At 36.4% G+C, this 22,441-nt stretch carries 19 protein-coding genes and 2 pseudogenes; 9 read left to right on the top strand and 12 right to left on the bottom strand.

What is annotated here, in order from left to right; genetic code table 11:
• The first annotated feature begins 268 nt into the window (after nucleotides 1-268).
• A complete protein-coding gene (locus tag MKY90_RS03685; protein ID WP_098168782.1) occupies nucleotides 269-3,313 on the top strand; it encodes an efflux RND transporter permease subunit in 3,045 nt (1,014 codons plus the stop codon).
• A gap of 48 nt (nucleotides 3,314-3,361) precedes the next feature.
• Here MKY90_RS03685 and MKY90_RS03680 read toward each other — a convergent pair.
• The 4 genes and pseudogenes from MKY90_RS03680 to MKY90_RS03665 all read right to left on the bottom strand — a co-directional run.
• A pseudogene (locus tag MKY90_RS03680) lies at nucleotides 3,362-3,777 on the bottom strand (AAA family ATPase); the annotation flags it as partial.
• Between the two features lie 49 nt (nucleotides 3,778-3,826).
• Nucleotides 3,827-4,747, bottom strand: coding sequence for a phosphate ABC transporter permease PstA (pstA, locus tag MKY90_RS03675; RefSeq protein ID WP_002010630.1), 921 nt, complete (start codon nucleotides 4,745-4,747; stop codon nucleotides 3,827-3,829).
• A 2-nt stretch (nucleotides 4,748-4,749) separates the two neighbouring features.
• On the bottom strand, nucleotides 4,750-5,640 hold the full coding sequence (pstC, locus tag MKY90_RS03670; RefSeq protein WP_016101789.1) for a phosphate ABC transporter permease subunit PstC: 891 nt from the start codon (nucleotides 5,638-5,640) through the stop codon (nucleotides 4,750-4,752).
• A gap of 71 nt (nucleotides 5,641-5,711) precedes the next feature.
• Complete coding sequence (locus tag MKY90_RS03665) at nucleotides 5,712-6,611, bottom strand: phosphate ABC transporter substrate-binding protein PstS family protein (RefSeq protein ID WP_000245113.1); 900 nt, start codon at nucleotides 6,609-6,611, stop codon at nucleotides 5,712-5,714.
• 509 nt (nucleotides 6,612-7,120) lie between these two features.
• On the opposite strand from MKY90_RS03665, the gene MKY90_RS03660 reads away from it, so the two are divergent.
• The 3 genes from MKY90_RS03660 to MKY90_RS03650 are packed head-to-tail and all read left to right on the top strand — an operon-like array spanning nucleotide 7,121 to nucleotide 9,475.
• A complete protein-coding gene (locus MKY90_RS03660; RefSeq protein WP_002134462.1) occupies nucleotides 7,121-7,378 on the top strand; it encodes a FeoA family protein in 258 nt (85 codons plus the stop codon).
• On the top strand, nucleotides 7,375-8,097 hold the full coding sequence (locus MKY90_RS03655; protein ID WP_002063836.1) for a FeoB small GTPase domain-containing protein: 723 nt from the start codon (nucleotides 7,375-7,377) through the stop codon (nucleotides 8,095-8,097). Before MKY90_RS03660 ends, MKY90_RS03655 begins: the two co-directional genes overlap by 4 nt.
• Complete coding sequence (locus MKY90_RS03650) at nucleotides 8,075-9,475, top strand: nucleoside recognition domain-containing protein (RefSeq protein WP_085309169.1); 1,401 nt, start codon at nucleotides 8,075-8,077, stop codon at nucleotides 9,473-9,475. Before MKY90_RS03655 ends, MKY90_RS03650 begins: the two co-directional genes overlap by 23 nt.
• Nucleotides 9,476-9,537: 62 nt before the next feature.
• Here MKY90_RS03650 and MKY90_RS03645 read toward each other — a convergent pair whose 3' ends face one another.
• The 8 genes from MKY90_RS03645 to MKY90_RS03610 form a co-directional block, all read right to left on the bottom strand.
• A complete protein-coding gene (locus MKY90_RS03645) occupies nucleotides 9,538-9,666 on the bottom strand; it encodes a hypothetical protein (protein WP_000493988.1) in 129 nt (42 codons plus the stop codon).
• A gap of 11 nt (nucleotides 9,667-9,677) precedes the next feature.
• The gene (locus MKY90_RS03640; RefSeq protein WP_085309167.1) at nucleotides 9,678-10,844 is read right to left on the bottom strand and encodes a Ger(x)C family spore germination protein; all 1,167 of its coding nucleotides are present in this window, start codon (nucleotides 10,842-10,844) and stop codon (nucleotides 9,678-9,680) included.
• Nucleotides 10,828-11,952, bottom strand: a complete 1,125-nt coding sequence (gerLB, locus tag MKY90_RS03635) for a spore germination protein GerLB (RefSeq protein WP_098168783.1) — start codon at nucleotides 11,950-11,952, stop codon at nucleotides 10,828-10,830. Before gerLB ends, MKY90_RS03640 begins: the two co-directional genes overlap by 17 nt.
• Nucleotides 11,953-13,431 (bottom strand): spore germination protein GerLA, encoded by a 1,479-nt coding sequence (gene gerLA, locus MKY90_RS03630; RefSeq protein WP_215599044.1) that lies wholly within the window; start codon nucleotides 13,429-13,431, stop codon nucleotides 11,953-11,955.
• Nucleotides 13,432-13,532: 101 nt separating this feature from the next.
• Nucleotides 13,533-15,005 carry a sodium:solute symporter family protein gene (locus tag MKY90_RS03625; protein ID WP_002090880.1) on the bottom strand — a complete coding sequence of 491 codons (1,473 nt, stop codon included), beginning with the start codon at nucleotides 15,003-15,005 and terminating at the stop codon, nucleotides 13,533-13,535.
• The gene (locus MKY90_RS03620) at nucleotides 15,002-15,199 is read right to left on the bottom strand and encodes a DUF3311 domain-containing protein (RefSeq protein WP_002029838.1); all 198 of its coding nucleotides are present in this window, start codon (nucleotides 15,197-15,199) and stop codon (nucleotides 15,002-15,004) included. Before MKY90_RS03620 ends, MKY90_RS03625 begins: the two co-directional genes overlap by 4 nt.
• A gap of 1 nt (nucleotide 15,200) precedes the next feature.
• Nucleotides 15,201-16,376 carry an amidohydrolase gene (locus MKY90_RS03615; protein WP_341090382.1) on the bottom strand — a complete coding sequence of 392 codons (1,176 nt, stop codon included), beginning with the start codon at nucleotides 16,374-16,376 and terminating at the stop codon, nucleotides 15,201-15,203.
• A 281-nt stretch (nucleotides 16,377-16,657) separates the two neighbouring features.
• A complete protein-coding gene (locus MKY90_RS03610; RefSeq protein ID WP_033708611.1) occupies nucleotides 16,658-17,368 on the bottom strand; it encodes a C39 family peptidase in 711 nt (236 codons plus the stop codon).
• A gap of 558 nt (nucleotides 17,369-17,926) precedes the next feature.
• Here MKY90_RS03610 and MKY90_RS03605 point away from each other — a divergent pair.
• The 5 genes and pseudogenes from MKY90_RS03605 to qoxD form a co-directional block, all read left to right on the top strand.
• Nucleotides 17,927-18,134 (top strand): annotated as a pseudogene (locus MKY90_RS03605) (amino acid permease); the annotation flags it as partial.
• A gap of 294 nt (nucleotides 18,135-18,428) precedes the next feature.
• Complete coding sequence (locus MKY90_RS03600) at nucleotides 18,429-19,304, top strand: cytochrome aa3 quinol oxidase subunit II (protein ID WP_002134440.1); 876 nt, start codon at nucleotides 18,429-18,431, stop codon at nucleotides 19,302-19,304.
• 33 nt (nucleotides 19,305-19,337) lie between these two features.
• Nucleotides 19,338-21,272 carry a cytochrome aa3 quinol oxidase subunit I gene (gene qoxB, locus MKY90_RS03595; RefSeq protein WP_002063826.1) on the top strand — a complete coding sequence of 645 codons (1,935 nt, stop codon included), beginning with the start codon at nucleotides 19,338-19,340 and terminating at the stop codon, nucleotides 21,270-21,272.
• Nucleotides 21,273-21,285: 13 nt separating this feature from the next.
• The gene (gene qoxC / locus MKY90_RS03590) at nucleotides 21,286-21,888 is read left to right on the top strand and encodes a cytochrome aa3 quinol oxidase subunit III (RefSeq protein WP_002029841.1); all 603 of its coding nucleotides are present in this window, start codon (nucleotides 21,286-21,288) and stop codon (nucleotides 21,886-21,888) included.
• On the top strand, nucleotides 21,889-22,200 hold the full coding sequence (gene qoxD / locus MKY90_RS03585; protein WP_078203679.1) for a cytochrome aa3 quinol oxidase subunit IV: 312 nt from the start codon (nucleotides 21,889-21,891) through the stop codon (nucleotides 22,198-22,200).
• The last annotated feature ends 241 nt before the right edge of the window (nucleotides 22,201-22,441 follow it).

Genomic DNA, 22,441 nt, shown 5'->3' with positions numbered 1-22,441 from the left:
CCATAGTTCTGCTTAAGAAGGACAAATAATCATTTAAATGTAGAGTAACAAAAAACGTGGCCACTATACTAGAGCAAAACTTTAATTCCTGATTTTTCTCTCCAATCAGGAATTTTGCTTCCACAAATAACAAACTTCCCCTCGAAATATTAAATTAAGATTATTGTTAGAATTTTTTTACATTTATTTAATGAAAGATATCCAATTTTTGTTATATAGTAAGAAAGTGCCCACAAAACTATAAATAAACTAATGGAGGAATTATTTTATGGATAGGTTAACAAAATTTTCATTAAAAAACCGAGCCGCTATTATTATCATGGTTTTTCTCATTTCCATACTCGGTGTTTATTCCGGCTCTAAATTACCTATGGAATTTTTACCAAGCATCGATAACCCTGCAATAACTGTTACGACATTATCTCAAGGGCTCGATGCTGAAACGATGACCAAGGACGTAACTGATCCCCTTGAAAAACAATTTCGTAATTTAGAACATATCGATGGCATCACTTCTTCCACACATGAAGGATTGTCACGCATCGACATTGCATATACATCCAAGGCAAATATGAAAGACGCGGCACGCGAAGTCGAAAAAACAATTAATACGATTAAATTACCTAAAGATGTAACTAAACCTGTTGTTAGCCAATTAAACACTTCTATGATTCCACTCGCTCAAATTACCATCCAGAAGCAAAACGGATTTTCAAAAGCTGACGAAAAACAAATTGAGAAAGAAATCGTACCACAACTCGAAAGCATTGATGGTGTTGCCAATGTTATGTTTTTCGGAAAATCAACTTCCGAATTATCCATCGTACTTGATCCTAACCAACTAAAAGAGAAAAACGTAACATCACAGCAAGTATTAACAGTTTTACAAGGAAAAGAAACTTCCACTCCAGCCGGAGCAATTACCGTTAATAAGGCAGAATACAATCTTCGTGTCATCGGGGATATAAAAAATGTAAATGACATAAAAAACATCACCGTTACACCTCAAGTAAAATTACAAGATGTTGCTCAAATTGAATTAAAACAACATTACGATACAATCTCGCACATAAACGGGGAAGAAGGAACAGGATTAATCATCATGAAAGAGCCGAGTAAAAATGCGGTTGCAATCGGAAAAGAGATTGATAAAAAGATTAAAGATATAAGCAAGCAATATAAAGATCAATTCTCTATTAAACTTTTAGCTTCAACTCATGAGCAAGTTGAAAATGCTGTTACTAGTATGGGAAAAGAAGTAATCCTTGGGGCAATTGCTGCAACTCTCATTATCTTAATCTTTTTACGCAGCTTCCGAACAACACTCATCGCTGTCGTTAGTATTCCATTATCTATTTTATTAACACTATTTTTACTCCATCAATCTAACATCACACTTAACATTCTAACTCTTGGTGGCTTAGCCGTTGCAGTTGGACGTCTCGTCGATGATAGTATCGTTGTCATCGAGAATATTTTCCGTCGTTTACAAAAAGAATCTTTCTCTAAAGATATTATTCTCGATGCAACAAAAGAGGTCGCCGTCGCAATTACCTCTTCTACTTTAACGACAGTCGCCGTTTTTTTACCTATCGGTCTCGTATCGGGAGTAATCGGAAAACTAATGTTACCTATGGTGTTAGCAGTTGTGTATTCTATACTTTCTTCCTTAATTGTGGCATTAACAGTCGTTCCACTTATGGCTTTTTTAATGCTCAAAAAAACAAAACGTCGCAATTCACATTCTTCACCGCGATATGTCGCTACATTAAAGTGGGCTCTTTCTCATAAGTTTATCATTCTACTCACTTCTTTTTTATTATTTGCAGGATCAATTGCAGCCTACATACTACTTCCGAAAGCTAACATAAAGTCTGAGGACGATACAATGCTTTCCGTTAACATGACATTTCCAGGTGATTATGATTCTGAAGCTAAAAAACAAAAAGCCTTTGATTTCGAAAAGAAACTCCTCTCTAATTCTGATGTAACAGATGTTATTTTGCGAATGGGATCTAGCGTAGAAGATGCACAATGGGGACAGACAACTCAAAGCAATCTTGCAACTATATTTGTAGTCTTTAAAAAAGGATCTGACATCGACCAATATATTAAAGAATTAAAAAAGGATCATACAGCTTTCGAACCAGCTGAACTTGATTATATAAAAACGAGTTACTCTGATTCCGGAGGCGGAAACAACTTACAATTTAACGTAACCGCTACTAACGAAACAAATTTAAAAAAGGCCGCTAACATCGTCGAAACAAAACTAAAAGGCATGGACGATCTCTCTAAAGTAAAAACAAATATAGAAGAATCTAAAAAAGAATGGCAAATTCATATCGATCAAACAAAGGCTGAGCAACTAGGTTTAACACCAGAATTAGCAGCACAACAAGTATCATTCCTTATGAAGAAATCTCCTATTGGAGAAATCTCAATCAATAATGAAAAAACAACTATTATGATAGAACATAAAAAGGCATCCGTTAACAAACAAGAAGATATTTTAAACACAAACATACTATCACCTATTAACGGACCAATTCCTTTAAAAGACATTGCAACTATTTCAGAAAAACAACTTCAAACGGAAATCTTCCATAAAGATGGGAAAGAAACGATTCAAATTACTGCAGAAGCTTCAAGTGAAGATTTAAGTAAAGTAAGCGCAGAAGTAAACAAAGCTATAGCCGACTTAGATTTACCTACCGGAGCAAAAGTAAATATCGCAGGTGCTACTGAATCTATGCAAGAGAACTTCACAGATTTATTCAAAATTATGGGTATCGCAATCGGGATTGTATATTTAATTATGGTTATCACATTCGGGCAAGCACGTGCTCCTTTCGCGATTTTATTCTCTTTACCATTAGCTGCTGTCGGCGGTATTTTAGGATTAATCATTTCAAGAACACCTGTTGACGTAAATTCATTAATCGGCGCATTAATGTTAATCGGGATTGTCGTTACAAATGCTATTGTATTAATAGAAAGAGTGCAACAAAATCGGGAAAACGGTATGGAAACCAGAGAAGCCTTACTAGAAGCAGGATCTACTAGATTACGCCCAATTATTATGACAGCTATAACAACAATCGTCGCTATGCTACCACTCCTCTTCGGGCAATCTCAGGCAGGAAGTATGGTATCGAAAAGTCTGGCCGTCGTTGTAATCGGTGGTTTGGCAGTCTCAACCGTTCTTACATTAGTAGTCGTTCCCGTTATGTATGAACTATTAGATAAAATCGGGAGAAAAAGACGCTCCCGCAGAAAAATAAGCACTTCTACAGAAACACCTGATATTTAAACTAAAAGGCGTTATCTTCATAATTGAAGATAACGCCTTTTTATCCCTCTACCTATCCATAATATAATCCATCACTTTTTTACCATACTTCTCTAGCAGCTCTCCAGAATCTACAATAAGATATTCACCATGTAAAGGCCTTTTACTGCCAGCCAGACATTTTTGAAATGCTACTTCTGATTCTACTTTTGTAATTTGACTTATCTTACGTTCACGCGTTTGTAACCTACGATTAATTTCTTCTATATTATTAAGATAACATTCAATATATTTATATGTAGCCCCATACTTCCGACATAAACCTATTCCTTTTCAAGCATCCCCTCATAGAGACATGGGCTATCTAATATAACACTATGTTCTTGTTCCAACAAAAAACCTATCAGTTTCCACTCAATATCATAGGAGACTCCCCCAACAACTGTCGATTCACTCCCTCTTACCGTTAATGATTTTAATAAATGTCCGTAAAAAAACTCCCTGTTTATAAACAGAGAGTTCTTTTACGGACATTTATGCCGCTTTTACCTTCTTCGTCGTTTTACGACTTTTTTTCGCTCCTGTAAAACGCTTGTGTAATACAGATGCTACGAAACGAGAAATGATATTAAAGAGTAATACCATAATAATTAATACAGCTGCAGATTTTGTTGCAATTAACTTCGCATCCGGGATAATCCCTTCAGAGTTTAATTTCCAAATGTGAACAGCTAACGTTTCAGCTGGTCTAAATGGATTTAAAGGATGCGAGGGGCTCGAGAAGTCCGCTGCTGAATTTAAAATAGGTGATGTTAAACCCGCTGTATAAATTAACGCCGCAGCTTCACCGAATATACGGCCTGCCGCTAAAATAATACCTGTAATGATTTGTGGTAACGAAGACGGGATAATGATGCGGGCAATTGTTTGCCATTTCGTTGCACCTAGTCCAAGACTCGCCTCTTTTACATTATGAGGAACTTCAGAAATCGCATTTTCACAAACACGTGTTAAACCAGGTAAATTCAAAATAGTTAAAGCAAGAGCTCCACCCATTACTGTATATCCCCAGCCTGTCATGGTAACAAATACTAATAAGCCAAATAGTCCAACAACAATAGAAGGTAAAGACGCCATTGTTTCAATACATAAACGAACAAAACTTAAAAAACGACCTTGTTTTGCATACTCCGCTAAATATATTCCAGCCCCTAGTCCAAGAGGAATAGATATAATAAGTGTTATAACAAGCATGTAGAAAGAATTGAATAACTGTGGACCAATTCCTCCACCAGCTCTTGTATTGCTTGGTTCTCCGAATAAGAAACTAGGATCCCAAAATCCCCATCCCTTTTGCAGAATTTCGTACATTAAAAAAGCCAGCAAAGCTACAACTAAAGCTGCAACCCCATAAAAGATACCTGTCCAAACTTTATTTACCGTTCTTGCATTCATTATTATCGCTCACCTCTTTGACCAATCGCTCGAATTACTAAAATAAACAGGAATGAAATAACAAGTAAAATCATCGCTAACGTCCATAGCGCGTTGTTCCAAGCTGTTCCGTTCAATGTATTCGTCATATCCATTGTCAGAATACCTGTTAACGTTGCTGTTGGACTATATATTCCTTCCGGTAATTTAATCGTGTTCCCGATTACCATTTGAACCGCTAACGCTTCACCAAAAGCACGCGCTAACCCTAAAACTATACCTGTTAAAATTCCTTGTTTTGCAGCAGGAACAATAACTCGGCTAATCGCTTGCCATTTCGTCGATCCTAGACCGTAAGAAGCTTCCAAGTAATCAAACGGAACAGAGCGTATTGCATCAGAGGCAATACTAGCAATAGTAGGTAAAATCATAATACTCAGGACAATAATACCCGCAATTAAACTAAATCCCACTCCACCGAACGAATCCCGTAATAGAGGAACCAAGATCGTAACCCCTAATAATCCGTATACAACTGATGGAATACCAACTAATAATTCTAAAACAGGCTTTAATACTTTATTCCCAAACTTCGGCGAAATTAAATTCATGAATATAGCAAGAGCTATAGCAATTGGTGCACTAATGACAACAGCACCTAACGACACAAGCGTCGAACCGACAATAAAGATGACAGCACCATACGTACCTTGATCAGCATTTGGATTCCATTTCATCGAAGTTAACACCTCAGAAAATGAGATACCACTTTGCGTGAAAGATTGAATGCCTTTGCCGCAAATAAACGCAATAATAGCTAATGTAATAAAAACAATAAAGATACCGCAAAACGTAACAAGTGATCTACCTATATATTCACTCTTTACGTAATTAATTTGTTTTTTCCCCTTCATCACAGGACAGACCCCACTTCATAGATTGCATTGAACAGGACTGGCCTTGCAGCCAGCCCCATAAAATTTTATTACTTATTTAATTTAGACATTGGGATGTAACCCATATCTTCTACTTGTTTTTCGAAATCTTTACCTTTTACATAGTCAATGTAAGCTTTTGTCGCTTCTTTTGCCTCACCTTTAGTTACCATGTACTCGTAAGACCAGAATGGATATTTACCAGCAGAAATATTTTCAACTTTCGGTTCAGATCCATCAATTTTAACCGTTTGTAACGCACCTTTTTTCTCACCAACCATGTAAGACATTGCTAAGTAACTAACTGAACCTGGAGTAGAGTTAATCGCTTGCTCTACAGCACCATTAGAATCTTGTGTTGTACCAGTTCCATCATTAATCTTCGCGTCTTTCATCACTGTCTTTTCAAAAGTAGCACGTGTACCAGATGAAGCTGGTCGGTTAATTACATTGATTTTTTCATCTTTTCCGCCTACTTCTTTCCAGTTCGTTACTTTTCCAGTGAAGATATCTTGCACTTGTTTTACTGTTAAGTTATCAACTTTTACATCTTTATTTACGACAAGTGCGAATGCGATACCCGCAACTTTGTTATCTACTAATTCTTTTGCTTTTTCAGCATCTTTTATTTTATCTCCAGCTGGAACATCTGAGTTACCAATTTGTACTGCACCAGATGCTACTTGGTTAATCCCAGTTCCACTACCGCCACCTTGAACTTGAATAGAAACTTTTGAATTTTTCTCCATGAATTTCTTTCCAGCTTCCTCCGCAAGAGGTTGAAGAGCTGTAGAGCCAGCCGCTGCAATCGTACCTGATAATTCTTGTTTTGCATCGCTACCTTTAGCAGCTTCCTTATTATCCGTACTTTCTGCTTTTCCACATCCAACTAATGCACCTGCAACAACTAAAGCCGCTAAAGAAAATTTAATACCCTTTTTCATAACCATGTCTTGTACCCCCATTTGGATTATCACTTTTCGAATTCATCTTCTTTCGAACACAAATTCATTGTAGGACAACAATATTATGTGAGTGTTAAGCAATTTTTAAGTTTAAGTAAATAGGGGTAACATCCCGCAAAAGCTAGACATTCCAACATTTATAGTTGAAAAACCCAACAAAACCCACACTAAACATGCATTATTGTAAATTTAATCTTAACAATGTAAAGCTAGTGTAAATAATTTTCTGCATTTTCCCCTTTAGATTAAAACTACATTTACAATCACCCTATATTTTTAAGGTTTTACACCCTTACTTTATTTACATTGAGAAGAATTTCAGTAATATTTTTTGGTACAACTAAATAAATTGGAACAATTCTAAAAATAATTGAATATTTTTAAAGTACTAATTGACAGCATCATTAAATGTAGTCTAATATATTAGTATCAAAAAGTTTACCTAAGGAAACTTTTTAAACTTAAACTAACAATATAGAGATGAGGTAACTTTTATGGTATCGGCTAATACAAAACCACTTTCTGAATTTAAAACAGGAGAGTTTGTACAAATTGAGAAGATACAATTAGAAGGAACTATGAAACGACGTTTATTAGATTTAGGCTTTTTTCCTGGAGCGACAATTAAAGTATTACAACGCAGCCCACTTGGAGACCCAGTTGCTTATCAAGTAAGCAACACAACTATTGCACTGCGTAGTGAAGAAAGCTCCCTTATTTTCGGGGTATTAATAGGAGATGATTTCAGATGAGTAACCACCGCATTGCGTTAGCTGGTAACCCGAATACCGGAAAAAGTACATTATTTAATACTTTAACAGGCTTAAAACAACATACTGGAAACTGGACGGGGAAAACTGTTTTAAAGGCTGAAGGGGAATATAAGCACGGCGGAAATATATATACAATAATAGATTTACCTGGAACTTACTCACTGTATTCAAATTCGGCAGATGAAGAAGTAGCACGAGATTATATTATATTTGAAAAACCAGAAGTAACTGTAGTTGTTATAGATGCAACTGCAATGGAAAGAAATTTAAATTTAGCACTCCAAGTAATGGAAATGACAAACGATGTGGTCATTTGTATTAACTTAATTGATGAAGCGGAGAAAAAAGGAATCATTATTGACGAAAAGAAATTAGCAAAATCACTCGGTGTACCTGTAGTGAAGATTTCTGCTCGCAACCGAGTAGGCATTGGTCATTTGCTAAATGTCATCGCTAAAGTAGCAAATAAAAAACTAATTCCAACACCAATTAAAATTACTTATAACGATAAAATCGAAAATATGATTCAGGAATTAGAACCACAAATTTATAAAGTATTCGGTGATACGTATCCAGCACGTTGGATTGCATTACGTATATTAGATGGCGATAAGAATTTCTTAACTACACTTCAAAAACACCATAACGAACCACTTGTAAGGGAGGTTGTGATCAATGGAATCTCACTCAGCCAGTAAAGCTCTTCCGCTGGACTATATTGTTCAACATGCACAAACACTTTCAAAAGAAGATATACGAGATGATATTGTCGGAGATATTTATCGAACCTCCGCAAGTATATGTAAAGAAGCTGTCCAATATACAAATACCGATAAATTGTATCGTTCTGAAAAACTAGATAAAATTTTCACATCTCCAATCTGGGGATTCCCAATTATGCTCGGTATTTTATCTATTATTTTTTATCTCACAATTGCAGGCGCTAACGTACCTTCTGATATGATCGCTAAGTTCTTTGGCTGGGTAGAAGGATATTTAACATCTTGGTTCCAAGCAGCGCATGCACCTGAATGGTTACATGGCATTTTAATACTTGGTTTATTCCGCGGTATCGGTGCTGTTATTAGCGTTATGTTACCACCTATGGCAATCTTTTTCCCTATGTTCGCGCTATTAGAAAACTACGGATATTTACCACGTGTCGCATTTAACATGGACCGCTTATTCAAACGATCTGGTGCACATGGCAAGCAATCTTTAACAATGGCAATGGGATTCGGTTGTAATGCAGCTGCCATTATGTCAACACGTATTATTGAATCACCACGTGAACGTATGCTTGCAATCTTAACAAACAACTTCGTTCCTTGTAACGGTCGCTGGCCTATGTTAATTTTAATGGCTTCATTATTTATGGCTGCTGGTTATACAGGTAGTATGCAAACACTTGTTACTGCTGGCGTTGTAGTTGGAATGGTTGTAATTGGTGTTATTATGACATTAACTGTTTCTTGGGTACTATCAAAAACAGCTTTAAAAGGTGTGCCAACTCACTACACTCTTGAGTTACCGCCGTACCGTAAGCCAAAAGTTTGGAATACAATTGTACGTGCAACACTCGATAAATCAATTTATGTTTTAAAACGAGCTATAGTTGTAGCTGCCCCTGCAGCTGCATTAACTTGGTTACTTGCTAATATTTTCATCGGTGACACAAGCTTACTTATGTATTTTGTAAACTTCCTAGATCCATTCGCTAAAATGTTAGGACTTGATGGCTTTATTTTAGCTGCATTCATTCTTGGGCTACCAGCTAATGAAATTGTCATCCCGATTTTATTAATGTCTTACTTATCAACTGGTGCTTTAACTGAAATAGATGATTTTAATCAAATTAAAAATCTATTCTTAGAACACGGTTGGACTTGGTTAACTGCGTTAAACACAATGTTGTTCTCTCTTCTTCATTTCCCGTGCGGAACAACACTAGTTAACATATATAAAGAAACAAAAAGTGCAAAATGGACATTCTTATCGTTCGCAATCCCTACCGTTATCGCCATTGTTGTGACATTCCTCTCTACACAATTGGTACATTGGTTAGGGCTTGTATAAAAACAAAGCATACATAGAAGGTATCCCCCTTCACATATGCTTTGTGTGAAAGAAACCTGAAATTATTCAGGTTTCTTTTTTTCTTTCCACGGCTGCGCTCCATACGTTGTGAGTTTTTTATGAATAAAGTATATGGCTCCCGGAAGAACCGCCATTAATATCGTGCAGCTAATTCCTAATCCAGTAAACAACTTCCATCACCTTATTTCACTCTTTTCGGTAAAGCTGAACCTGAATGCTCAATTGTCGGATGAACATGAACAGTAATTTCAGCGTTACTAAAGTAATTTTCACCTTGATCCCAATTCTTACTTATTTTTTTCCACTCTTTATAATTATGCCGTTTATATACTTCTCCTAATTCCAATACATCTACCTTATATTTTTTTTGAACAAGCTTAATCGATTTTTGAATACGCTTCTCCATTTCCTTCGAAATATCCCTCTTCAAGCGCTTTTCATTCATAACTTGTTTATGATCACTAAAGTGCAACTCAGCCAATGTACCTTCCAGAGATAAATGAATATCAAACTTCGGTTTTGTAGCATTTGTCGTAGACACTTTAATCTTTCGATGCACCTTATGAATTTCATATGTAATAAGCTGGTCTTTTTTACGGATAGTAAAAAAACCTCCAATTTTTTTACCTATTATATAATTCATTCCTACTGTTTGTTCTCCACTCAAACTGCCTACACACTTATTATCCTTCCCACGAAACAGTGCTGCCCCATTCATTTGTACCCCTTGTTTTGTTAGTTCGAGAATAGGTAATACGAAACTTTGGTTAGAAATCATCTTTTCCTGTACTTCACCAATTCTTGCAGCTTCAATCATTTGAGCATTTTTCGGAGGGTGTTCAGCTAACATATCAATATACTGCGCCGGTAAGTTCTCAGGCTTGGCACTCTGCTTTAAAATAGCTTCTGCATTTTTCTCAGAAACGAACAAACGAATATTTCTTCTCATCTCATGATCGCGAATATATACATCTAACGTATTTTGTAAAATATACGGATTCGCTAGTAAATCTTTAGAAAAAATTATCACTTGTATATGCGGAAAGAATAATGAACGACTAATTTTTTTGGCGATAATTCGTATTTGCTCAAAGACACTATCTGCTTTCGCACTAACATTAATATAATTTTCACCATCTCCATCACCTTGTCCACCTTGTTGGGACAATTTACTGGGGAGTACCATCTGATACGTACCTTTCATAATTGGATTTGCTTTCTTTACCTTTACAATATCGTAAGCTGCGCCTACTACAAATCCTCTTTCTTCTATTTCTTCTAACTCAGAGCACCCACTTATAGATCCAGCTAAAACCATAACCATTATTATTTTAAGAAGGCGTTTCATTTCTACCATTCCTTCTTTTTATTTTATATACAATAAAAACTAACAAAGGCGCTAACACGACAAACCCCATATCTATCCAAGCTAAATAAGTCCCATAACTTGACAATTCTTTCGAATTACTAGGTATCATATTCACCATAAAAATAATCGGGGCACTTACAAAAATAAAAATATGTTTCTTCACTTTTGGAAACATAGCACAAAATAATAAAGATGCGACGTCATAATACATTGCTGTAGTGTTATAAATAGTAATAATCCAAGTAGTAAAAAAAATCGCATCAAATCTTTCTAAAAAACCTCCACCAATTTCAATTTCTTTCCCTAATTCAATTGTTGGATATGTCAATCCACGTGTTGTCATATACGTAAAAACACTAATACAAGTTACATAAATTAAAATGTATGACAACACGTTTACGATCACCGCTTTTGCAACTGCCATTGGCGCTTTTTTCGCTGTCTTATCATTCAACAACACAGCATAAAACAGAGCTACCTCAAATCCGATGAATGTAAAAATAGAATTTTTAACTCCTACAGCATACTGACTGACATTCGTTTGAAAAGCCGGTAGTAAATTATTTATTTCCATTAAATTCACATTCAATAAAGAAAGCAACACTATCGCAATTAAAACAATTGGTAAGAATAGAACATTTAACCTTAATAAAGCCGCTCTCGATCCTGCTACTCCATAAATAACAACTAATAAGAAGAAGAAAGACAATAGCTGTATTGGTGTATCACTAAATAAATATGTTTGTGAAATAACCGCAATCATTCGCGATTCATATGCTGTCAAAGCTGCAAACGTTAATACTAAAATGCTACTAATTGTGTATGCAACAGGTTTCGTCAAATGTGCACTCGTATATTGAACAAAGTTTTGTTTTGGGAATAAAATAGCTACCCTCGTTACAAACCAACCTAAAACCGCACATATCAATCCACCCAAAAGTAAAATAATCCAACCGTCCGAAAATAAAGTTTGATCAGCAATATCTCTCGGCATAGACAATGCCCCGATACCAATAATGGTTGACGATACCGCAAACCCAATTTCCCGAGATCCAATTTCCTCATCCCCATATTCAAATGGTTTCAATTACTCTCGCTCCTTTGGATTTAATGTAGAGTCTTTCGTTTGTAAATATTCCGGTCGCTCTTTCAACATCGATTTTGGCATACGAATAAGTTCTTCTTTCCAATCTTTATAAAATGCAGGAGCAATAGGCGTTGTATACGGAACACCAACACTCTTTAAATTTGTAATATGAACCGCAAGTGAAATAAGAGCTAAAATGATTCCGTACAATCCAAAAGCAGTTGCTGCTAATACAAAAACAAAAAGTAAAATTCGAAACGTAATCGTAATGCTATATACAGGCAGTGAAAACGTAGCAATTGCGGTAACCGCAATAATAATTACTAAAAACGGATTTACAATCCCCGCATTTACTGCCGCTTCTCCAATTACAAGACCGCCTACGATGCCAATTGTTTGTCCCATCGGTTTCGGAAGCCTAATCCCGGCTTCTCGTATTAATTCCATCGTTAATGCCATCATTAACGTTTCTATATAAGCAGGAAACGGTACCCCTTCTCTCGCTCCCGCAATGGAATAAGCTAGTTTAGATGGAATAAGCCCTTGATGATACGATACAAGCGCTACGTACATGGCAGGTAATAAAACAGCAGCGATACCTGATCCCATACGTAACATTCTTAATAACGTTCCAATTATCCAACGCTCATAATGATCTTCTACAGATTGAAAAATATCAACAAATACTAGTGGAGCTATAAGAGCAAATGGTGACCCATCTACTAAAATGGCCGCTTTCCCTTTCGCCAATGCAGCCACTATATTATCTGGTCTTTCCGTATTTAAAAACTGCGGAAACGGCGATAAATTATTATCTTGAATTAATTGCTCAATCGTTCCTGTCTCAAAAATGACATCTGTCACTATTGATTGAAGACGCCGATCTAGCTCGTTTACGATGTAAGGGTTAATAATATCCTCTATATATACTAGGGTTACTTCTTTCTGCGATCGCTTCCCCATAATATAAGATTGAAACCGTAACTTCGGATCACGTAAACCACGGCGAATTAACATTTTATTCACATTAATATCTTCATTTAACCCAACCCTCGGTCCACGAATTAAATCTTCTGTCACTGGCGGTTCTAGACTTCTTTTCTCCCAAGCCCTACTGTTAACAACAATAGCCGTTTGAATATTATCAATTAATATGACTGTATCTCCTGCTAAAACCGCATTTATAATATCTGGAAAAGTCGTCTTCATACCGACTTCTGCAATAGAAATAAAACGATCCAATAATGTCTGAACCACAGCTGCTTCATTTGGTATTTCTTCATATTGAAGTGTACGAACTACATATTTATAAACATTATCCTTATCTGTCAATCCACATAAGAAAACAACCGCACAACGTGTAAAACTACCAGCAAGAGCAACTTCTCTAATTGTTAAATCATTAGGTGAACCTAACTCATCTCTAATTTCCTTCATAACTTCAAACAAGTTACCTTTTAGCTCTAACAATTTCCCCACCTAACTTCCTTTTCAACAAGTTTTTAGTTAGATTCCGCTAATAGAAGAAAATATATACAAAAAAGAGCTATCTCTTTTCGAAGATAGCTCTAACATACGAATTACTTTTCTACTATTATATTGTCGGTCTTTACAGATACATTTCTTGTGAATCCACTAACTACAAACATCACAATAACGTTAACTAACAACGCGACTATACCTACATTCAAATCTTTCATATACTGCGGGACACCCGGAAACATCGTAGCTATAGTTGAACCAGATAAGGTAATATATGCGACAATTAACAACCCAATCCCCATTCCTGCAATCGCTCCTTGCTTCGTAATAATTTGACGTGGAAACAAACTACATACAAGTGCAGGGAAAAGTTGCGTAACTATACTGTACCCCATTAAAAGAAGAGCCCCTATCGTTTCTCCCCCTTTAAATGTAAACAATACTGCAACAAGCGTTACAACAGGTACAAATAACTTAGCTACTTTTGCAACTTGTCTATCTGAAGCAGATGGCACCATTGTTCGGTAAATATTTTTTGCTAACAACGTAGATGCCGCCATAACAAGCATGGAACCTGGAACTAATGCCGTTAACACTCCTGCACTACCAATAATACCAATAAACCATGGATCAAACGTTTGAAGAGCCAGACGGAATAATGAAAGATCTACATCCGCTCCCTTTAACCCTGGAACTTGCAAGATAGCAGCAAAACCTGCAAAGAACACAAAAAGCAAAACTAAAGAATAGAGAGGCATAATTGCTGCATTTTTCCTAAATACTTTTTCACTTTTCGCTGAGAAAGCTGAGGCAAATGTATGAGGCCACATATAAAAACCGAGAGCCGTTAATATAATAGTAGAAACAAACCAAGAAATACTCATTCCCTTTTCAGGTAAAGATAAAAAACCTGGTTTTGCAGCTTCTACAGCTTCAAACATCGGTTGAAATCCTCCGTAATAGTGATACGGTAAATATATACCTAAAAACATAACGATAAATAGTATCATAATGTCCTTCAAAGCAGCTGTCCAAGCCGATCCATGTATACCTGAAACCATTACATAAATAGTTATAACAATAGCACCAATCCATACCGCAATAACAGGTGTCACTCTTCCATAGGAAGCTTCCGAAACGATAATTCCTAATCCCTTTAATTGCAAAACAAGATACGGGATAATCGAAATAACACCAATAATTGAAACAATTACCCCAAGCGTCTTACTCCTGTATTTCTTCGCAAAGAAATCTGATTGTGAAATGAGGTTATGTTCTTTTGCATACTTCCAAATTGGAGGCAATAAGAAATACGATAAAATATAAGCTAATGCACCATACCCTAAAATATAAAATGTAGGAGCTCCTTTACTATAAGCCCAGCCACTTCCTCCTAAAAATGTGAACGTCGTATAAATTTCCCCTGCCATAAGGAGAAAAACGAAAATAGTTCCAAATCCTCTTCCTCCAACTGACCATTGTTCTAAATTCATATCTTTTCCATGTTGTGCCCGAATTCCTAAAAATAGTGCGAGAAACAAAAATATAATAATGATAAATAATGCAGTCATTTTACGTCCCCCTTATTAGCAGGGTCGAATACGTACACAAGACCCATACAAAGAGACGTAATGAGCACTGATAATAGTACCCAAAATAATAAAAATGGCATCCCCCATACGTAAGGAGTGACCGAATTTGCAAATACTGGTCCAACTACTAAACAAAGAACTGGAATAAGTGCTAGCACGTGTATTTTTTTCATCTCATTCTCCTTTACTTATAAAATTCATAATGGATGATACAAAGACTTCCACTCCAATTGGTAATGCGTCTTCGTCAATTGTAAAACGAGGGTGATGATGCGGATATATAATTCCCTTCTCTTCATTTCCTGCCCCTATAAAAAAGAACGTCCCTGGTGCCTTTTGTAAAAATGCTGAAAAATCTTCCCCTGCCATCGTTGGTTGTAAACGAACAACCCTTTCTCTTCCATAAAGCTGTAATGCTGTATGTTCAATAAGCTCTGTAACTTCATAATCGTTCACAACTGGGCGATATCCATATTCATAAGAAAATGTATACTTAGCACCGTAGGATTCTGTAATATGTTTTACAATCCTTTCAAGCTTCTTCTTTGTTTCTTCTCTTAATTCATGCCTTAAACTTCTCACTGTCCCTTCAATCTCCGCTTGTTCCGGGATAACATTATGAGTTGTCCCAGAATGAAATTGCGTAACAGATACTACGAGAGAATCTAACGGATTCGTGAGGCGAGATACAATTTGCTGAATTTGCGAAACTACTTGCGCACCAATGGCGATACTATCAACTGTTTCATGCGGAATTCCAGCATGCCCACCTTTTCCCTCTATCGTAATTTTAAAAACGTCCGGCGCCGCCATCGCAGGACCATAAATTACACCTACTTTTCCAACCTCTAATGACGCCCAAAGATGAGCACCAATAATGTAATCCACACCTGTCATCACTCCCGCTGCGACCATTTCCTCTGCACCGCCCGGAAAGTTTTCTTCTGCATGTTGAAATAAAAAGCGAATCTCTCCTTTAACTTTCTCTCTTTCCTCTACCAACTTATGTACTACACCAAGCAATATTGCCATGTGACCATCGTGACCACACGCATGCATCACACCTGGATATATAGAAATAAAATCAAACTTATTTTCTTCATGAATAGGAAGAGCATCCATATCAGCACGAACCGCGATAGTTTTACCAGGCTGCCTACCAGTTAACCTTGCCATTATACTATATTTAGTAGGCCTTGAGACTTCTAAATACGGGATTTCCCGAAGTATGTCGAATACAAATTGAGATGTTTTTTCCTCTTGAAAAGATAACTCTGGATACTTATGAAAATGCCTTCTCCACTCAATCAACTGATTCTTTGATAAAACAAGTTCCTTTGCGACATCCATTTCTCTTCTCCCCTTCTTTACCAAGTTAAATGTTATTATAGCGTGAATTGTTAACTTCCGAAAGAATTTTCAGAATTTTCTATAATGAATATTCAAAAAGAAAAAGCCATCTCAAGATGACTTTTCATTTTATCCCGCATTAACGGGCAGTAAAACTCCCACCTCAAAATTCGGCTGGAGCAAAGAAGTTAGGTGGGAGATTAACTGCCCGTAAACGCCCGATTGGTTCAACTAATAATCAGTGGGGGATGAACAAAACCCCCACTGATTATAGTTTCACTTTATAAAATAGTAATTGCTTGTTTCCCCATCTGCTCCCATGCCTTTTCAAATTCAGCACGAGGAACAGCTTTTCGTGGATTGTTTGCAAGAGGATCATTTACGTATACAAAGTTTTGATCATATCCAATTACTACAACACTATGCTCATAATATGTAATTTTCACTTCACCTGAACTCGTATTCCATGTTTCAAAACTACTTTCGGCTAATGGTTTAAACGTTGTATTAATAATCACCCATACTGGAGAACCAGAACTAATTACTTTATATAGATCTTGCACGTCTCTACCCGTTAAATTAATTACTTTTTCAGGAACATACTTTTCTGCTAAATTAAAAATCGGTTGATTATATACACCGTATCCCGGCTCAGCTTTCGTGTAAATATTTCCGACGAATCCCTCATACGGATTTCCATGCAAACCATCTTGTTTAAATGGAACGCGATGAATTTCACTAGCAAGTTGCATCTTATCTACTTGTACACCTTTATGTTGTAGTAGCATAGTTAAACTTGTCACTTCACAACCTCTAGGTAATTCAGGTAACTGTCTAATAAACGGAACCTCTGTAATCATTGCACTTTCTTTCATCTCAGAGAAAAGGTCTAACCGAAATTCTTGTGCCTTTTTCATAATTTTATCTTTCTCGAAAAAGAACACGACAGCAAATATAATACCGAAAATAAAAATATATTTTAACTTTTTCATCATAAACCAAACTCCATTATATCAATTATTTTAAAGGCACAACTCCTATCATTGTACCTTTCTTCTTACTAGTTTGCTAGAAAGATTCTGTGAATTATTATTCACAAATACCTTTTCAAAATTCCGATTGTTTGAAATAGAAAGAAAAAATATAATTTTTCAGAATTTTTCATAAAAAAACAAAATTATTAACCTAGTGAAAGAATCACGTTTCCTTCACTAGGTTAATAAACATTCTAAGGTATTTAGTCATAGTTAGTTTTTCCTTTACATACTCAGTTCACAACAAAATAAACCAAGTATGTTTTTCACCCCCACTAATGATTAAAAGCACCGAATAAAGTGAAACTTTAATCAGTGGGGGTTTTGTTCATCCCCCACTGATTATTAGTTGAACCAATCGGGCTTTTACGGGCAGTTGATCCCCCACCTAAATTTTTTGCTTTCGCTGAATTTTGAGGTGGGGGTCTTACTGCCCGTTAATGCGGGATAAAATCTAGTTAAAACATACAAAAAAATATGGGGGAGGGACATATGAATCAACAAGTAGAACAGGCAGAATTAAAATACCGCACACCACTTTATCCAATAGTTCCAATCGTAGCTTTCTCACTCAATTTCCTTACATTTGTTAGTTTAGCTTTCATTCCAGATCAGAGAATTGCTCTTTATTGCGGGGTTCCATTTATGATTATTTGTTACATTTTATACCGAGTTAAAGTTTCGGAAAGTTGTCACATTTGAGCAAAAAAGAAATATAACTTAGGTAACAAACTGAATATATTAAAAATTCAGTATTTTTCCTTATGATAAGATAATTTTTTTCTATTTATTGGGTATGTTGGTATAACTTTATTTATCTTAAAATTCCCACAATCACGTTTTTATCTGGAAAATAGTTTACAATGTTATCAAGTTACAAATGATATTCACCTTAAAAAGCGTGCATTTGTGTCTATTTTTTAACAATATGACAAAAACTATTGCCTTCTATAAATTAATAGGTTTATATTGTTTTATTGGCATAGTTTCAATCCAAGGAGAAAGGAGATTTTCAATCGTGCAACTAAAGAAAACGTTTTGGAAGTTGGCTTCGCTTCTTCCGTTATCATTACTTCTGTTCCTCGGTGGCTGTGATAAAAAACTCGCAGTATTAAATCCGCAAGGACCTGTTGCAAAAGCACAGTATGATTTAATTGTTTGGTCATTCTTGCTTATGTCATTAATTATCGCAATTGTATTCATCTTGTTTACAGTCATCTTGATTCGTTATCGTGAAAAACCAGAGAATATGGACTATGAGCCACCTGATCAACATGGTAACACATTATTAGAAATCATTTGGACGATTATTCCTGTTATTATCGTTATCGCATTATCGATTCCAACAGTTAAAGCAACTTATGCTTCGGAAGAGGTTCCGCAAGAGTCCAAACATATTAAACCAGTTGAAATTTATGTTACATCTGCAAACTGGAAATGGTTATTTAGTTACCCGGAGGAAAAAATTGAAACCGTTAACTATTTAAACATCCCAGCTGGTGTACCAATTCAATTTAAGCTGACTTCTGTCGGTCCAATGAATGCTTTCTGGGTACCAGAACTTGGTGGTATGAAGTATACAATGGATGGCATGATCATGGACTTATATTTACAAGCTGACAAGCCAGGTTCTTACCTAGGTCGTAGTTCGAACTTCTCTGGTGAAGGATTCACTCACATGGAGTTCGAAGTTGAAGCAAAAACTAAAGAGAAATATGATAAGTGGGTAAAAGAAGTACAAGAAACTGCCCCTAAATTATCAGAAAAGAAATACAACGAAATTATTAAACCTGGTGTAGTGGGGCGTATGACGTTCTCTAGTCACCACTTAAGTTATGTAGATCCAAAATCACTTGAATATTGTGATTACAACTACTACAAAAACAAAAAATAATAGCTATTATTCCAACAGATTGGAGTGAACACAGTGAAGCTTGATGAATTTTTTGTCACAGGTGACCCGATTATTTACGGAGCTGACGCTTCTATCGTTCTTGTGACATTAGCGATTCTTTTCGTACTAACAAAGTACAAAAAATGGAGATGGCTTTGGGATGAATGGTTGACAACTGTTGACCATAAAAAAATAGGAACCATGTATATTATCTCTGCCGTTATAATGTTATTCCGTGGTGGTATGGATGGTTTAATGATCCGTGCACAGTTAACATTCCCAGAAACAACTTATTTAAACGCTGAACACTATAACGGAATCTTTACAACACATGGTACAGTAATGATTCTTTTCATGGCAATGCCATTCGTTATGGGATTAATGAACCTTGTAGTACCATTACAAATTGGTGCTCGTGACGTTGCATATCCGTTCTTAAATGCTTTAAGTTTCTGGTTATTCTTTGTCGGAGCAATGTTATTCAACATCGCTTTCGTAATCGGTGGTTCTCCAGACGCTGGGTGGACTTCTTACTTCCCAATGGCAGGTACAGAGTTTACTTCTGGTGTAGGAAATAACTACTACGCAATTGCATTACAGATTTCAGGTCTCGGTACGTTAATGACAGGTATTAACTTCCTAGTTACTATTTTAAAAATGCGTACACCTGGCATGAAATTAATGAGAATGCCAATGTTTACTTGGTCAATCTTAATTACAACAATTATCATTATTTTCGCTTTCCCAGTATTAACAGTTGCTCTTGCATTAATGACATTTGACCGTCTATTCGATGCTCACTTCTTTACGATGGCGAGCGGCGGTATGCCGATGTTATGGGCCAACCTATTCTGGGTATGGGGTCACCCTGAAGTATATATCGTTATTTTACCGGCATTCGGTATTTTCTCTGAAATCATTAGTACATTCTCACGTAAACGTCTATTCGGTTACAGTGCGATGGTGTACTCGATGGTTGCAATTTCTTTACTAAGTTTCGTCGTATGGCTTCACCATTTCTTCACTATGGGTGCAGGTCCAGCGGTTAACTCATTCTTCTCGATTTCGACAATGGCGATTTCGATTCCAACCGGTGTTAAGATCTTTAACTGGTTGTTTACACTGTATAAAGGACGTATTCGTTTTACAGTTCCAATGCTTTGGTCATTGGCATTTATTCCAAACTTCGTAGTTGGTGGAGTTACAGGGGTTATGCTTGGAATGGCAGCAGCTGATTATCAATACCATAACAGCTACTTCCTAATTGCTCACTTCCACTACGTATTAATCGCAGGTACAGTATTCGCTATGCTTGCTGGATTCACATACTGGTATCCAAAAATGACAGGTCATATGTTAAATGAACGCCTAGGTAAATGGACATTCTGGATCTTTATGAGCGGATTTAACATCTGTTTCTTCCCAATGTACTTCTTAGGTTTAGACGGTATGACTCGTCGTATGTACACTTACTCTGAAAGTCTTGGATGGGGCTGGCTAAACCAAATCGCATCTGTTGGTGCTGTAATGATGGCTATTGGCTTCCTAATCCTTTGCTATAACGTAATTTGGAGTGCACGTCACGGTGAGCGTGACACAACTGGAGATCCATGGGACGGCCGTACACTTGAATGGGCAACTCAATCTCCTGTACAACATTACAACTTCGCGAAACTTCCTGAAATTAAAGAAGCTGATGCTTTCTGGTTCATGAAAAAACGTGGAGAAACAATTACACCAACAGCAGATGAATTAAAACCAATTCACATGCCAAGTAATTCTGGCGTGCCTATTATTGCGTCTTTATTCTTCGGTCTTGCAGGTTTTGCATTAGTATTTAGCTGGTTCTGGATTGCAGCAATCGGTGGTATTGGTATTTTAGGTTGCTTAATCTATCGTTCATTCGATTATGATGATGGCTACTACGTAAGCGTTGATGAAATTAAAGAAACAGAACATATAGCATGAGAGGTGAAATGACATGGCGGCTTTAGATAAAAGCTTACCTTTGGAATATCAATCCGAGCAAAGCAGATTGAATATCCTAGGATTCTGGATTTTTCTTGGGGCTGAAATTATGCTGTTCGCAACACTTTTCGCCTCTTATCTAGTCCTTGCTGGTCGTACGGCTGATGGCCCAACACCAGCGCAATTGTTTGAAGTTAAAACACTTTTAATTCAAACACTGTTACTTTTAACAAGTAGCTTTACATGTGGGATCGCAATTCACGAAATGCGTAAACACAATCAAAAAGGAATGTTAGCTTGGTTTATCCTGACTTTACTTTTAGGTGCAGGCTTCCTATTCTTTGAAATTGAAGAATTCATTTTGTACGTTGGTGAAGGTGCAACGATTCAAACAAGTGCTTTCTTATCGGCATTCTTCGTTCTTCTTGGAACGCATGGTGCCCACGTAACAGGTGGTATCATCTGGGCAACTTGTGTTATTATCCAAATTTTAAAACGAGGTTTAACACCAGTTACAGCTCGTAAAGTATTTATTATCAGCTTATACTGGCATTTCCTTGATCTTGTTTGGGTCTTTATTTACACACTAGTTTACTTGAACGGGATGGTGGCGTAAATGGGTCAAAATAACAACCAAGCAAACGGGCATGGGCATAGCGGATTCCCATGGTCACACGTTTTCGGATTTATTTTATCGCTTGCACTAACGTTTCTAGCGTTATACGTGGCACTTTACACAAACCTGCCACTTTCAACGATATTAACAACTATCATCATAATGGCAGTTGCGCAAGCGTTATTACAATTAATTATGTTCATGCACTTAAAAGAAGGAGAAGGAAGAATTCAAGTTCTTACAATGATATACAGTTTCTTCGTTGCAGCTGCAACAGTTGGTCTTACTGTATGGATCTTCTTCTCAATGTAATTTGCATGAAAAGACTGCTGGGATTCCTCAGCAGTCTTTTTTTATCCCCTATTAACGAGCAGTAAGACCCCCACTGATTAAATTTTCACTTTATCCCCTTCCCCATTACATCCACATTACGGAATTAACAACAAAATCATGCAAAATATACTTATTATGACAAATGTTAAGAAAACTCTTTCTTTATGAAATCGAAACCATATCCGTTGCTTTTCTTCCTATTATATGGCTAAATAGTTAC

The sequence above is a fragment of the Bacillus sp. FSL P2-0099 genome (assembly GCF_038007445.1).
Taxonomy (GTDB): domain Bacteria; phylum Bacillota; class Bacilli; order Bacillales; family Bacillaceae_G; genus Bacillus_A; species Bacillus_A mycoides.
The sequence above is the reverse complement of the archived record's forward strand: the minus strand, read 5'-3'. Positions and strand labels throughout refer to the sequence as shown.

Excerpts from the sequence above, each read along its gene's own strand:
- MKY90_RS03685 (WP_098168782.1), top strand. The coding sequence starts at position 269 with ATGGATAGGTTAACAAAATTTTCATTAAAAAACCGAGCCGCTATTATT.
- pstA (WP_002010630.1), bottom strand. The coding sequence starts at position 4,747 with ATGAATGCAAGAACGGTAAATAAAGTTTGGACAGGTATCTTTTATGGG.
- pstC (WP_016101789.1), bottom strand. The coding sequence starts at position 5,640 with ATGAAGGGGAAAAAACAAATTAATTACGTAAAGAGTGAATATATAGGT.
- MKY90_RS03665 (WP_000245113.1), bottom strand. The coding sequence starts at position 6,611 with ATGGTTATGAAAAAGGGTATTAAATTTTCTTTAGCGGCTTTAGTTGTT.
- MKY90_RS03660 (WP_002134462.1), top strand. The coding sequence starts at position 7,121 with ATGGTATCGGCTAATACAAAACCACTTTCTGAATTTAAAACAGGAGAG.
- MKY90_RS03655 (WP_002063836.1), top strand. The coding sequence starts at position 7,375 with ATGAGTAACCACCGCATTGCGTTAGCTGGTAACCCGAATACCGGAAAA.
- MKY90_RS03650 (WP_085309169.1), top strand. The coding sequence starts at position 8,075 with ATGGAATCTCACTCAGCCAGTAAAGCTCTTCCGCTGGACTATATTGTT.
- MKY90_RS03640 (WP_085309167.1), bottom strand. The coding sequence starts at position 10,844 with ATGAAACGCCTTCTTAAAATAATAATGGTTATGGTTTTAGCTGGATCT.
- MKY90_RS03625 (WP_002090880.1), bottom strand. The coding sequence starts at position 15,005 with ATGACTGCATTATTTATCATTATTATATTTTTGTTTCTCGCACTATTT.
- MKY90_RS03620 (WP_002029838.1), bottom strand. The coding sequence starts at position 15,199 with ATGAAAAAAATACACGTGCTAGCACTTATTCCAGTTCTTTGTTTAGTA.
- MKY90_RS03615 (WP_341090382.1), bottom strand. The coding sequence starts at position 16,376 with ATGGATGTCGCAAAGGAACTTGTTTTATCAAAGAATCAGTTGATTGAG.
- MKY90_RS03610 (WP_033708611.1), bottom strand. The coding sequence starts at position 17,368 with ATGAAAAAGTTAAAATATATTTTTATTTTCGGTATTATATTTGCTGTC.
- qoxC (WP_002029841.1), top strand. The coding sequence starts at position 21,286 with ATGGCGGCTTTAGATAAAAGCTTACCTTTGGAATATCAATCCGAGCAA.
- qoxD (WP_078203679.1), top strand. The coding sequence starts at position 21,889 with ATGGGTCAAAATAACAACCAAGCAAACGGGCATGGGCATAGCGGATTC.